The sequence below is a fragment of the Pseudomonas sp. p50(2008) genome (assembly GCF_015351605.1).
Taxonomy (GTDB): Bacteria; Pseudomonadota; Gammaproteobacteria; order Pseudomonadales; family Pseudomonadaceae; genus Aquipseudomonas.
Map to the genome: position 1 here is coordinate 72,652 of NZ_JACMYF010000006.1, position 12,016 is coordinate 84,667.

Consider the following 12,016-nt stretch of genomic DNA (forward strand, 5'->3'; position numbering starts at 1 on the left):
CCTGCGCCGCAGGCCCGGCCACGCCCAAAAAAGACGCGGGCACTTCAACGTCACAAGGACCGATATGGATCTTTCCAGTTTCTCGCAACACTACGCCGAAGCCCGGCAGAAATTCCTCGACGCCAGCCTGGCCGCCGGGCTGCTCGTCGAATCCTGGGTCCACCCTCTGCCCGGTCGCGACGGAGAAGAGCTGGCACTGGACGTCGCCCGCCTTGGTGCACCGGACGCCGCCAACCTGCTGGTCATCAGCAGCGGCTGCCACGGCGCGGAGGGGTTCTGTGGCTCAGGCCTGCAGGTCGATCTGCTGCGCGATGCTGCCTGGTTCAAACGTTGCAAACGCGATGATCTGGCCGTGCTGTTCCTGCACGCCCTTAACCCTCATGGCTTTTCCTGGCTGCGCCGGGTCAACGAGGACAATGTCGATCTGAACCGGAACTTCCTCGATTTCACCCAGCCACTGCCGGACAACCCGGACTACCGCGCCCTCGTCCACCTGCTGCTGCCCAAACGCCAGCCACCGACTTTGTCGAGCACGCTCGGACTGATCGGCTACGCCCTGCGCAACGGCCGTATGGCCCTGCAGAGCGGCATTTCCCGCGGCCAGCACAGCGATCCGCGCGGCTTGTTCTTCGCCGGCACGGCGCCGGTCTGGAGCAACCTGACCTTGCGCCGGATTCTTCAACAGCATGGACAGCACTGCCAGCGTATCGGCTGGATCGACGTGCACACCGGCCTCGGCCCGACCGGTGTCGGCGAATACATATACAAGGGGCGCCAGGAACCGGAAGATATCGCCCGTGGGAGAAGTTGGTGGGGTGAAAAGATGACCAACAGCACCGAAGGCAACTCGGTATCCGCCGAGCTGAACGGCACCATCGACCTGATGGTGTTGGAGACCTGCCCGCAGGCCCAGTACAACGGACTCACCCTGGAGTACGGCACCCTGTCGGGTATAAAAGTGCTCAATGCGTTGCGCGCCGACCATTGGCTGTACTGCAACCCTCAGGCACCCGACGCTCAGATTCAACGCATTAAAAGCCAACTGCGCGATGCGTTTTATGTGGATACCGATGCCTGGAAGCGCGCAGTACTGCAACAGGGCCGCAAGGTGCTGGATCTGACTGTTTTCAACCTCACCAGGCCCTTGCTTTGAATCAGGCGCAATACTGTGAAAATGGCCGTTAATAGCGTTCTGAGTCCCTGCACCTCTAGGGTCTGGCGCCGATGCTTACCGGCCATAGACCCAGCAATACAGTTAAAAGGATGTTCAAAATGGACAGGTATCTGATTGAAGGTTTAAGCGAGATTCTGCACAGGCTCGAGCAGCATCTTGATGATCATAGGGATGAGGTCGTGACCACGCTGGAGCGCGTGGCGAGGGGCGAATTGAAGATGCCCGAGACGATCAGCCCCGAGGAGGCAAAGTACGCCAGGGCGCTGTTCGGTCAGGTTGCACAAGTGGGCCCGCAACACGTCTGCGCGACGCTTCAATCCGTGCTGAAGAACCCGGCCACGCTGGAGAGTGCGTTTGCGTTCGATAACATTCTGCTTGAGCTTGGGATTGCATCAAACCTGCCGCCGCTGGGTGAGCTGGTGAACAAGCGTCTCCAGGCCAAGCTCGCGGTTCTCCTGATGAGCTACCTGTTCTATGAAGAGTTCCACTACCCACAGCCAGAGACTGGCGTGTATGACATCTCGGGGAGTAGCTTCCAGAAACTCAAGTGGCTCTACCGTTACTGGTTCAATCAGCTCGAAGTGGCCGAGAAAGGGTCGGGCCTGGAAGCGTTCTTCGCGTCGCAGTCTCTTAAATTCCGTAAAGAGGATGAATGTTCCCCGGTCCCCGAAAATCCGCTCCCTGTGCCCTTCATCTCTGTGTCGTGTGCAGGCGATTTACTCGCGGTCGATGTCCTGACGCCGCAAAACACGCCGCACCTGTTCGACGAGATCACTGACTTCTACAGCACCGCTGACATTGTCAGCGCCAACCTGGAATCAACCGTCGACAAGAACCGGCCCGTGGGGCGAACTCAGAGACAGGGTCAACCGGCGCAAATGAATACCTCTGAGGCGATGTTCCAGAAGTTTCGCGACGAGGCGAAGATCAATTACTTCAGCACCGCGACCAACCACGCGATGGACTGGGGCGAACAAGGTCTGCTCGCCACACTCGAGGTTCTCAGGAAATCGGGTGCCTACCACTCAGGCACGGCCGCGAGCCAGGCCGAGCAGGATGACGTGATCGTTGTCGAGAAGGACGGTATCAAGGTCGCCCTGCTGTCCTACACCTTTGACCTCAATGGCTACAAGGTTCCCGCCGACAAGCCTTACCTCGCCAATGAGGTGCGATTCAACGACGTCGAACCGCCACCCGATTATTCATTGATCAAGAAGCAGGTGGCCGCGGCAAAAGCGAAGGGCGCGCAGTGGATCATTGCCTATTGCCACTGGGGATGGGAGTTCGAGATGTACCCCCACGACAACATCGTTGCAGCCGCGCGCAAGGTGATTGATTGCGGGGTCGACACCATCCTCGGCAATCACGCGCACGTCAGTCAGCCTGCAGAACTTATTCCACGCCCCGGCCAGCAGGATGCGCTGGTCGTTTACGCGTTCGGCGACTTCGTCAGTTACCACCCGGAAAGCCGCAACTCAAAACTGGCCTACGCCATAAAGTTCAACATCGGGAAGCTACGCGGATCTGTCCGGCTGTTTGGCCTTGAAGCGCTGCCGATGTACATCGTGAACGAGCAACGTACAGATGGCAGCTTCGACTGTCGTATCGTCAAGTTTTTGGATGTCATGGAACACCCGGACAACTACGGCCTGACCGACCTGGAGAAGCGTCAACTTCCACATCTGCATGCCAAGGTGTGGAAGGACATTCTGTCGCCCATTTCACGTATGCCGAAGTGGGATTAGTTAGTCAGACCGTTCCGATCCTGCTCCTGATCCATGCTGTAGGACGTTTCCTCAACAGCCAGAACGCCCCGGCAGGAGCAGTTTAAAAAGCGATCCTGAGCAACCTAGGCGTACGGCCGATGATGCGCGGCTCGACCCAGAAAGAAGCGAAGAAAAAGACGATGGTTGTTCTTTAGAAGGCGACGAAAAAAAATCCGTCGCCTTTTTTCTTACGCAGTTTTTGAGTAACCCCTGACAACGCGCACTGCGGTGAAGACGGCGAGGATTGGCGCGAAGGCGAACAGGCCAAAGAGCCAGACCGCAGCATTAGCAGTGCCCGCGATGCCTCCGGGATCCGTGAGGCCGGCGACGTTTGCCACCATGCCTGCGAGTGCTGCGCCGAGCGCGGTGGCGAATAGCTGCACCGTAGTGATAGACGCCGCTGCCATGCCCTGCTCGCCCGTTGGCGCGACCTGAAACACCCGGGTGAGCAGGTGCGGCCATGCCATCCCCACGCCCAATCCGATTGCCACCAGCGCCACGCATATCGGCATGAGCGCGGGCCAGCCGCCGGCACTTTCGCCGGGCATCAAAACGGCCAGCGCGACCATGCCCGCCATGCCAAGCATCGGGCCGGCGAGAATTGCGCAGGTGATGCCTTTGCCGCTCGCCCCTGCGCTGGCAATTGACCCCAGCGTCCACCCGGCCGCCATCAGCGCTGCGAGGTAGCCAGCAATGAGCGGGGATTGTTGATGAAGAACCTGGAGGAACAGCGGCACGAATATTTCGCCACTGGTCACAGCGACCGCCAGCAGCGACATCGTTGCGTACAGAGCTCCCAACGCTGTTGTGATGCGCAGGGCACCGGCGGGCAGCAGCCGATGGCGTGCGCGGCTTTCTGTGCCGATCAGCAGGGCAGTCAGAATGACGGCGGCAACCAGTCCCGCGATATTCCAGAGGAGGACAGAGGAGACGCTGCCGAACGAAACGGCGAGCACTGCCGACGTCAACAGGACGAGTTGGGCAAGTGGCAGCGGCGAGCGTTCGATTTCATCCGTGCTGCGTTTGGGCAGTACGATCACAGCCAGCACGGCAAACAGCAGGGCGACGGGAATGAGCGACCAGAACGCTGCCCGCCAAACGCCCAGTTGCGCATAAATGCCACCGACGGCCGGACCGACCAGAGTGGCCACACCCCACATACCGGAAACCAGTGCCATCGCCCGTGGCCATAAAGTTTCATCGAACACCAGCCGGATCATCGCGTAGGAAAGCGCGAACAAAAAACCGCCGCCCAAGCCCTGGACAAGGCGACCGGCGAGCATGACCGGCATTGACGGGGCAACGGCACAGATGAACGTGCCGACTACGAACACCAACGTGGCGATCACATACGCGCTACGCGGCCCTGCACGGGCGAGCAACCTCGCCGACAAAGCGGAACCCAGAATGGAGGCGGCGACGAACAACGTGGTGTTCCAGGCGTAGTAGTCGATACCGCCGATGTCCCTGACGACCGATGGCAGAATCGTGGTGGCGATATAAACATTGATCGCATGCAGGACGACGCCCCCGGCAAGGGCGAGCGAGCGCACACCATTCCTGCCGGACAACAAGGCGGCCCAACCACTTTTTGGCGGATTGATATCCCTGAGGGCGACGGCCTCTGCCGACGATGGCGAAGGCTGGCCCGATGTAACGTGACGCTTATCCATGTGTGCTCCCTTTCCCGATGTCACCGCTGCGGCGAATGAAAGCTGCCAAGGCAACGCGACACTCTTTATAAAACCTCATGTATGGATGAGGTCAATAGACGTGTTGCGCACACAAACGATTGCTCTTGTTTGCGATGGCCCCATCAACAACCGTCGTATTGGATCTTTCCTTGCCGATTGACCGCTCTACACTCCATTCCCACGACTCACCCGAAAAGGAATCCATGCTCGTGCGCGATTTCGACTGCCAACCCGTTATGTGTGGGAGCACGCTGAGGCTCAGGCCTTTGGCCGAAAGTGATTTTGAAGGGCTGTATCTGGCGGCCAGTGACCCACACATCTGGGCCGACCATCCCGCCAATAACCGCTATAAAAGGGAGGTATTTGAGGCGTACTTCGCCTCTCGCCTGGCCACGGGTAAAGCGCTCGTCGTTATCGATATCGACTCGGGGCAGATTGTGGGTACTTCAAGCTATTACACACCGCCTGATCTGCCGGACAGTATCGCCATCGGGTTTACCTTTTTGCTGCGTGCGAAATGGGGTGGCGATAGCAACCGCGAGCTGAAGCGTCTGATGGTGGAGCATGCATTCAAGGCGTACGACACCGTATATTTCCACATCGCGCCCGGGAACATTCGCTCGCAGAAAGCCGCCATGAAAATTGGCGCAGTGCACCTTTATGACGCCGAGCTGAACCTGTCCACTGCGCCTGCCTTGTGCAAGTGCTATGGACTTTCCAGAGCGCAATGGGCTGCGTCTCAACCAATCGCTTAAGGCGCCACTGTTCAGGCGATGTTTTTTAATCGCTACGTAAACGTCATCGCCCATGTAATGAAGCCTGCAACCCCCGTCGTCCAGGTCAGCGCGGCCAGGAAAAGTCCGTCGGTAAATTTTTCCAGCAGGTGATTTCGGCTGAATTGTCGGGTTCGCAATGACCAGTAGGACAGAATCGTTGTGAGCAGGTAGAAGATGGCGTTGATCGCAAGCAGGTCATCCCCCAGGGTCCCCTCCTTTCTCAACGTGCTCACCACTTGAAAAATACCGATCACCGTCAGGCAGACGCCCACCATGGCGGATGAGGCGACGAAGATATGGACGCAGATGTCTTCATTCAAACGGATGGATGACTTGGTTTCGCTCATGGCGGTTGCCCTCGCGGGGGTTAAAAACCTGATCTCCGAGACGCCAAGGCCCATCCATCTGGCCGAGACAGATCAGTCAGGCCGGCGCATCAGCCAGTGTAGCGACTCCTTTATCAATCGAAGTCAGAATGATCCGAACAGCCATCACCACCCCGGCGAGAACGGCGGCAAGACCCGCTGCTTCCAAAGCGGTCGGCAGCCGACCATGAAACAACAGGCCGAGTAATGTCGCGAACAGCGATTCAAGGGCTATCAGTTGCCCTGAAAGCACCATGGGCAGGCGATGGGACGCTGCGTTCCACGCCCAGGCTCCGACGAGTGAGGACATCACGGCAATCCCCAGCGCCCAGGCATACAAATGTCCTGCCATGGAAAAACCGAAACCGAGAACAGGCAGCTTCAGAAGGTCGAGCGCCTGCATGACCGGTAACAAGCACAAGGCGCCCATTCCGGCACCGGCCATCATGAGGCCTGTCCAGACACCGGACACATTCGCCGGGAGTTTTTCCAGGGCACGCTGATTCAGCAGGCTGAACACAAGCCACAAGACAACGGCACAGACTGAAAATATCAATCCCATCAGCCACGACCCTTGTCCCGCAACGGGTTGATCGATACTGCTGAGGTTCGTCAGCACAAGCCCGCCCATCAACAAGGTCAGCGGCAGTACCAGTCGGCGCCATGGAAGCGTTTTTTGTGTGGCGTTGCTGAGCACGGCCAGCAAGACCGGCACCATGCCAATAAACGCCGGAGTCAGCACAGGGCCACCAAACACCACGCCGGCGGCAATGCAGGTGCTGTACCCGAGGTATCCGGTCACGCCGAGACCCGCAGCGAGCAATTGCTGTTTGCGACGCAGGCACCTTAGCCGGGCGCTACAAAGCACCATGATCACCGCACCCAGTGCACCCGCAATCAGAAAGCGAAGAACCATCAAGTCATAGAGGCTATAGGCGCCAGTGACATAGGGCGCTATGAAATTCAGCGCCCAGCTCAGGGTCGCGACCACAGCAAGGGTCACTCCGGCGATGATGTTTGAGTGAGCAATCGTCATCAGGCATATCCATGAGGTATTCAACTCATGTTGCACAGGGCCAAGGGTATGCTACAAACGAGTTCTCGGTCCTGGATGCATAACGCCTGATTATGAATACGCTTGGAAAGTCATTACCGCCGCTTGCCAGTTTGCTGCCCTTTGAAGCAGCAGCGCGCCTGGAAAGTTTCTCGAAGGCTGCTGATGAATTGCACATCACTCAAGCGGCGGTCAGCCGTCAGATCCGCGCGCTCGAAGAGAATCTTGGACTGAAGCTTTTTGACCGCCGCAACCGCGCAGTCTTCCTGACACAGGAGGGGCGTGAGCTAGGGCGCGTCGTGACCAGCGCATTGCAAAGCATCGGCGACAGCGCCGTTACCCTTCGTGAATCACCCCACAAAAACCGGGTCGTTTTACTGTGTCAGTTGTGTGAAGCGTTTTATTGGTTGATGCCACGCCTTTCAACGTTTCACCAGCTACACCCGGAAATCGAAATCCAGGTAGCGACATCCACTCGACCGTTGACTGAATTCAATGACCATTTTGATGTTGCCTTGCAAAGCACCGGACGCCCCAGCGGCTCGCATGCCCTGGCGTTCACCGCCGCTGATGAAGTGTTTCCTGTGTGCAGCCCTCACTACCTGACTGCCGGACAGTCACTTCCGATTACCGACCTTCGCCGCCATACGCTTCTGCACCATCGCGCCACGCCACCGCACTTGATGGAATGGGATACGTGGCTGAACGCCTTTGGGCAGACGTTAGAGGGTTATCCTCAGGGCTCCGTATTTGATAGCTACCCTTTGATGCTCCAGGCCGCCGTCGAGGGGCACGGGATTGCAATGGGTTGGCGCCGAACCGCCGGCAGGCTGATTGACAGCGGTGCTCTGGTGAGACCTTGTGTTGAAAGTGTCTCTTTGCCTGAAGCCATTTCCGTTTTCAGACGATATGGCGCAGAGGACCGGATAGAGGTGCACGCGCTGGTTGAGTGGCTTGCAGAGGAATTACGTGATGGCAGTTGAAAGCGTTATCGAGGGCGGTCCGGGCGCCGTCAGCCGATGAGAATCGTGCCGGCGGCAATCACCACGCACGCCAGCACCTTGCGGACAGTCAGGGTCTCGCCCAGGAAGAAATAACCGATCAATGCCGCGAACAATACGCTGGTTTCGCGTAATGCCGAGACCGCTCCCATGGGTGCGTGGGACATGGCGTAGATGACGATTCCATAGGCCAGCAGCGAGACCAGTCCGCCGAAGAATGCCGTGAAAAAACCGGGACGCAACGTAAACAGACTGCGAGCGCCGCGCAGACCGATATACACCAGTGGCATCATTACGCCCCACAAGGCGCACATCCATACCGTGTAGGCGATCGGTGCGCCGGACAGGCGTGCGCCAATCCCGTCGGTGACGCTGTAAGCGGCAATGAAACAGCCGGTGCCCAAAGCGTAAGGCAGGCTTGGTACCGCAAGCCTGCGCCCTTTGAAAGCCAGGGAAATAATCCCGCCCGACACCAATGCAATGCCCAGCAGCGCGGCTGCCCCGATGCTTTCTCCGGCAAAAACCGATGCTCCGAGGGTGATCAGGATGGGCGAAGAGCCTCGCGAGATCGGATAGGTTTGCCCCAGGTCTCCGACCTTGTAGCTCCTGACGAGAAACAGGTTGTAGCCCACATGCAGGACCGCTGAAAGCACGACATAAAACCAGCTGGCTGGCGCCGGTGGCGCGAGGAACAAGGCCGCCGTTGCGCTGACGATGGCGACCGCCAGGCACATGACCGTCATCGACCAGAGTCTGTCGGCACCGCCACGCAGCAGCGCATTCCAGCTGGCGTGCAGGAGTGCGGCGAAGAGTATGAGCAGGATGATGTGTAAGGACATGCGTCATCCTAATCATCTCGGCGTTTTGAGGAAAGCAAAGTCCCCTCCCCGATCGTGCCAGCTCGACAGTCATGATGGGGCCAGCGAATCTGAATGGTCACATCGAAGGGTGAACCGCGTACGTCATGCTGACGACCCGTTACGACGTTTAAAAAGCTGCCGCCTCGCGCTCAAACCAACAGTTCGGTGATCCATCGAGCCTGCTGGGCGACTTCCTGAGTCTTCTCCTCGGGTACGGCCTGCCGTGCCCGGGTGAAGTGCCTCAGAGTTTGCTGCTTGTGGCGCAGTATGTGCTGCCACTTCAGTAGAAATGTCGGGCTGCGTGCCTGCATCTGCAACGGCCCGAAGTACAGTTCCTCGGCGCTGTACCGCACTGGCCCGGAGCGTTCGGCAACAATGATTTCGTAGTAGAAACGGTTCTCCCGCAGCAGCTCCTCACAGACGATGCAGTAGCCGTTCTCCATCAGCCATTGGCGCAGTGGCTGTTCGCCGCCGTTGGGCTGCAGGATCAGGCGCTCCTTTCCGGTCAAATGCGCCTTGCCGCTGAAGAGGATGTCGCGAATCGTCTCACCGCCCATGCCGCAGACCGTGATCGCCGTGATCCCGTCTCCCGGCTCGATCGCCGCCAGGCCATTGGCCAGGCGCACGGTGATCTGCTGCTCAAAGCCATTCTCGCGTACGGTACGTTGGGCCGAGCGGAATGGCGTCATCGCCACCTCGCCAGCCACCGCTGCCACGATCGCACCTCGGCGCATCAATGCCACCGGCAGATAGCCGTGATCCGAGCCGATATCGGCCAGGCGCGCATCGGCGGGCACATGCGCCGCCACGCGTTCCAGGCGCATGGACAATGTGTGTTCGTTCAACTGCAGTTCCTTCTCACCACGAATGCCCGGCACCTTCGGCCGGATCGGGACGCGATTGTGTCGGGCATTGTCGTGCAATTCAAATTCAGTCGACCACGGCCATGGCAATACCGTTGCTGACAGGGCGCAATCGGCCGCAGCAGATCGTCATGGCATTTATGCAGTCTGTCGACGCATGGTCAGGATGGCCGCGCCGAAAAAGATGAATGTCGACCCCACGACCCGACTGACCCAACGGGACAGCTCGGGCCGCGTCAACACGCCCTTGGCCCGGGAAGCCAGCGCGGCGTACAGGCTCAGGGAGACCACCGACAACGCCATGAAGATCGAGGTGAGGATGAAGAACTGCGGCAGCAGCGTTGCGCTCTGATCGATGAATTGCGGGAAAAGCGCGGTGTAAAACATGGTCGCCTTCGGGTTGGTGACCGCCGTCAGGAAGGCCGACTTGTACAGTTTGAAAGGCGTGGGCCTGCTCTTCTTCGAGTCATCCCGGACACCGTCCGCCAGCATCGGGCTCTTGTTGAACAACTGCCGGGCCCCCAGGTAAAACAGATACCCCGCCCCCAGGATTTTCACCGCGTTGAACAGCCACTCGGAACTGGCCAGCAACGCCCCCAGCCCCAACATCGCGGCAGCCGACAGGCAGAACAGGCCACTCGCGTTACCCAGGGATGACCACACCGCACTGCGTTGCCCGTAAGCCAGGCTGTTGTTGATCGCCATCAAGGTCGCGGGTCCAGGACTGGCGATGGCAATGGCGGCGACGAGGGTGTAGGTAAAGATCGAGTGAGAATCCATTTTCAATGCTCGTGACGGTGGGAGGGGTACATCTTACAGATGTAACCAGGCTAAACGGCGCCTCAACCATTGACCAGCGCATCAAGCTGACCATAAAGCTGTTTCGCCACCCCGTAACCATTGCTCTGCTGTTGCGCTCGACAGAATGTCTCGCTGCACCACCAGCCCTCATATCCAGTCGCCTTGACGGCCTGTGTCCACGCGTGCAGATCGAGTATTCCGTGCCCGGTGGCCACATCACGCAGCACCGTTTCATCCGGCACACCCCCAAGGAACGGCAACGAATCGCAGACATGAATCCCATAGAGATGGCGTTTGTCGATGTTGGCGACGTCCTCCGGACTGGCGCCACTGGTGTAGCAGTGCCAGTAATCGATCACGATTTTCAGGTTGTCCCGATCGGCTCGTTCCAGAATCCTGACCTGTTGCTCAAGTGTCGCTACCGGCGTCCAGGACAAGGCCTCCACATAAACAATCAGACCCACCTCCTGGGCTCGATCCGCCAGGCGCTGCAAATTGATCGCGGTCCGGGCAATCTGTTCCTCTTCGGAGCAGCCTGACACGCCGCTGTAACGTGAAGTGCGACCGTCACGTCGATACTCGACCACGGCCCGGTAATCCAATGGACCGGTGACCAACTGCACGCCCTTCGCGCCCACCACGGTTGCGAGTGCGTACAGCTCTTCGGCCTGGCCCATCATTTCTTGTCCCAGCTCCCCTGTGCGCTCAATATCCAGCAACGCGCCGATGCCCTGAACCTGTAAACCGTGCAGTGCCACCTTGAGGTCCTTGTGGCTGTAACCGGCTTCGAGATAGGCCCGTACCGGTTCACTGGTCAGTTCGACCGAGTCGAATCCGGCATGGCGTGCGATGTCCATCTGCATGATGAAATTGCAGTGCCGGGCGGCGGTGGTGTTGAACGTCAGCCTGTTTTTCAGCAGCGCCATGGATCACGTCCTGATCAAAGAGGATGGAATTCGATCGCCAGCCAGATCGCATCCGAATCGGACCAATAGCGGTGCCACGGATAAGTCGGGTTGCCGTCCTGATCAACTTTTGCGAACGGATCGTGGGTGTAGCCGGGCGCCATATGGATCTGCCGGTAAAGCGTGGTGTCGTCTCGCTCCAGGAATGTCTGGATGCGTCCCGTGCCGTAGATTTGCGTATGGATTTCCAGGAACGGATGTTCGTTATGCAGGTAGCAGTCCGTGTTGGTGGGCGCCCACCAAAGGTTCAGGCGGATGCCGTACTGTCGCAGGTCGGTGGCCTCCTCGCGTTGATGTGCGAAGGCGAAAGGGTCGAGTGTGACTGCGCCGATCTCGTCGTACCGTGAAATGTAAAGCGGTGTGGTTCGCGGAAACTTGGCGAAGCGGTTGCCAAACCAGTCCCACTCACCAAACACCAGACCACCCAGGTTGACTTCGCTACGTACGCGAAAAACCGCAATACGAGCGGCCTTCACGATGACCGCCTCAAACACCTCGGTCGATTTCCACCCGGGTACAACCGTTGGCACCGGTCCGCCGAGGCTCATGGGGCTGTGGTCCAGGTTCAGCACTACACCCCCTGGCACGTTAAAGTTGTCGACGTTCTCGACGAGGTAACACTCCACAAATTGATCCGAAAATTGCAGTTCCCGCTTCTGATTGGTTTGCGCCATGGTTGCGCCTCCCTTGCTGAATC

Annotated in this window: 12 protein-coding genes; 4 read left to right on the forward strand and 8 right to left on the reverse strand. The window is 58.8% G+C overall.

Features of this window, described 5'->3' with window-relative positions:
- The first annotated feature begins 64 nt into the window (after positions 1–64).
- Together H7698_RS17560 and H7698_RS17565 are read left to right on the forward strand one after the other, a co-directional pair.
- Positions 65–1,153 carry a M14 family metallopeptidase gene (locus H7698_RS17560; RefSeq protein ID WP_194692287.1) on the forward strand — a complete coding sequence of 363 codons (1,089 nt, stop codon included), beginning with the start codon at positions 65–67 and terminating at the stop codon, positions 1,151–1,153.
- A gap of 119 nt (positions 1,154–1,272) precedes the next feature.
- Positions 1,273–2,919, forward strand: a complete 1,647-nt coding sequence (locus tag H7698_RS17565) for a CapA family protein (RefSeq protein ID WP_194692288.1) — start codon at positions 1,273–1,275, stop codon at positions 2,917–2,919.
- Between the two features lie 209 nt (positions 2,920–3,128).
- On the opposite strand, the gene H7698_RS17570 is transcribed toward H7698_RS17565, so the two are convergent.
- A complete protein-coding gene (locus tag H7698_RS17570) occupies positions 3,129–4,613 on the reverse strand; it encodes an MFS transporter (protein WP_194692289.1) in 1,485 nt (494 codons plus the stop codon).
- 230 nt (positions 4,614–4,843) lie between these two features.
- Here H7698_RS17570 and H7698_RS17575 point away from each other — a divergent pair, with 230 nt between their 5' ends.
- Positions 4,844–5,389 carry a GNAT family N-acetyltransferase gene (locus tag H7698_RS17575; protein ID WP_442966301.1) on the forward strand — a complete coding sequence of 182 codons (546 nt, stop codon included), beginning with the start codon at positions 4,844–4,846 and terminating at the stop codon, positions 5,387–5,389.
- A 32-nt stretch (positions 5,390–5,421) separates the two neighbouring features.
- On the opposite strand, the gene H7698_RS17580 is transcribed toward H7698_RS17575, so the two are convergent.
- Positions 5,422–5,757 (reverse strand): hypothetical protein, encoded by a 336-nt coding sequence (locus H7698_RS17580; protein WP_162439785.1) that lies wholly within the window; start codon positions 5,755–5,757, stop codon positions 5,422–5,424.
- A 76-nt stretch (positions 5,758–5,833) separates the two neighbouring features.
- Positions 5,834–6,811 (reverse strand): DMT family transporter, encoded by a 978-nt coding sequence (locus H7698_RS17585; protein WP_194692290.1) that lies wholly within the window; start codon positions 6,809–6,811, stop codon positions 5,834–5,836.
- Between the two features lie 92 nt (positions 6,812–6,903).
- On the opposite strand from H7698_RS17585, the gene H7698_RS17590 reads away from it, so the two are divergent.
- Positions 6,904–7,812: a LysR substrate-binding domain-containing protein gene (locus tag H7698_RS17590; RefSeq protein ID WP_194692291.1), complete on the forward strand. Its 909-nt coding sequence runs from the start codon at positions 6,904–6,906 to the stop codon at positions 7,810–7,812.
- Positions 7,813–7,841: 29 nt separating this feature from the next.
- Here H7698_RS17590 and H7698_RS17595 read toward each other — a convergent pair whose 3' ends face one another.
- The 5 genes from H7698_RS17595 to H7698_RS17615 form a co-directional block, all read right to left on the reverse strand.
- Positions 7,842–8,669, reverse strand: a complete 828-nt coding sequence (locus H7698_RS17595) for a DMT family transporter (RefSeq protein WP_194692292.1) — start codon at positions 8,667–8,669, stop codon at positions 7,842–7,844.
- Between the two features lie 170 nt (positions 8,670–8,839).
- Positions 8,840–9,535, reverse strand: coding sequence for a tRNA (adenine(22)-N(1))-methyltransferase (locus tag H7698_RS17600; RefSeq protein WP_328803749.1), 696 nt, complete (start codon positions 9,533–9,535; stop codon positions 8,840–8,842).
- 156 nt (positions 9,536–9,691) lie between these two features.
- Positions 9,692–10,333: a LysE family translocator gene (locus H7698_RS17605; protein WP_194692294.1), complete on the reverse strand. Its 642-nt coding sequence runs from the start codon at positions 10,331–10,333 to the stop codon at positions 9,692–9,694.
- Positions 10,334–10,395: 62 nt separating this feature from the next.
- Entirely contained in the window at positions 10,396–11,280 is an 885-nt protein-coding gene (locus tag H7698_RS17610; RefSeq protein ID WP_194692295.1) for a sugar phosphate isomerase/epimerase family protein, read from the reverse strand.
- A gap of 14 nt (positions 11,281–11,294) precedes the next feature.
- The gene (locus tag H7698_RS17615) at positions 11,295–11,993 is read right to left on the reverse strand and encodes a hypothetical protein (RefSeq protein WP_194692296.1); all 699 of its coding nucleotides are present in this window, start codon (positions 11,991–11,993) and stop codon (positions 11,295–11,297) included.
- Positions 11,994–12,016 lie beyond the last annotated feature (23 nt).

What these genes read in the sequence shown, in the direction of transcription:
- H7698_RS17565 (WP_194692288.1), top strand. Translation starts at nt 1,273, where the DNA reads ATGGACAGGTATCTGATTGAAGGTTTAAGCGAGATTCTGCACAGGCTC.
- H7698_RS17615 (WP_194692296.1), bottom strand. Translation starts at nt 11,993, where the DNA reads ATGGCGCAAACCAATCAGAAGCGGGAACTGCAATTTTCGGATCAATTT.
- H7698_RS17580 (WP_162439785.1), bottom strand. Translation starts at nt 5,757, where the DNA reads ATGAGCGAAACCAAGTCATCCATCCGTTTGAATGAAGACATCTGCGTC.
- H7698_RS17585 (WP_194692290.1), bottom strand. Translation starts at nt 6,811, where the DNA reads ATGACGATTGCTCACTCAAACATCATCGCCGGAGTGACCCTTGCTGTG.
- H7698_RS17610 (WP_194692295.1), bottom strand. Translation starts at nt 11,280, where the DNA reads ATGGCGCTGCTGAAAAACAGGCTGACGTTCAACACCACCGCCGCCCGG.
- H7698_RS17570 (WP_194692289.1), bottom strand. Translation starts at nt 4,613, where the DNA reads ATGGATAAGCGTCACGTTACATCGGGCCAGCCTTCGCCATCGTCGGCA.
- H7698_RS17605 (WP_194692294.1), bottom strand. Translation starts at nt 10,333, where the DNA reads ATGGATTCTCACTCGATCTTTACCTACACCCTCGTCGCCGCCATTGCC.
- H7698_RS17560 (WP_194692287.1), top strand. Translation starts at nt 65, where the DNA reads ATGGATCTTTCCAGTTTCTCGCAACACTACGCCGAAGCCCGGCAGAAA.
- H7698_RS17590 (WP_194692291.1), top strand. Translation starts at nt 6,904, where the DNA reads ATGAATACGCTTGGAAAGTCATTACCGCCGCTTGCCAGTTTGCTGCCC.
- H7698_RS17595 (WP_194692292.1), bottom strand. Translation starts at nt 8,669, where the DNA reads ATGTCCTTACACATCATCCTGCTCATACTCTTCGCCGCACTCCTGCAC.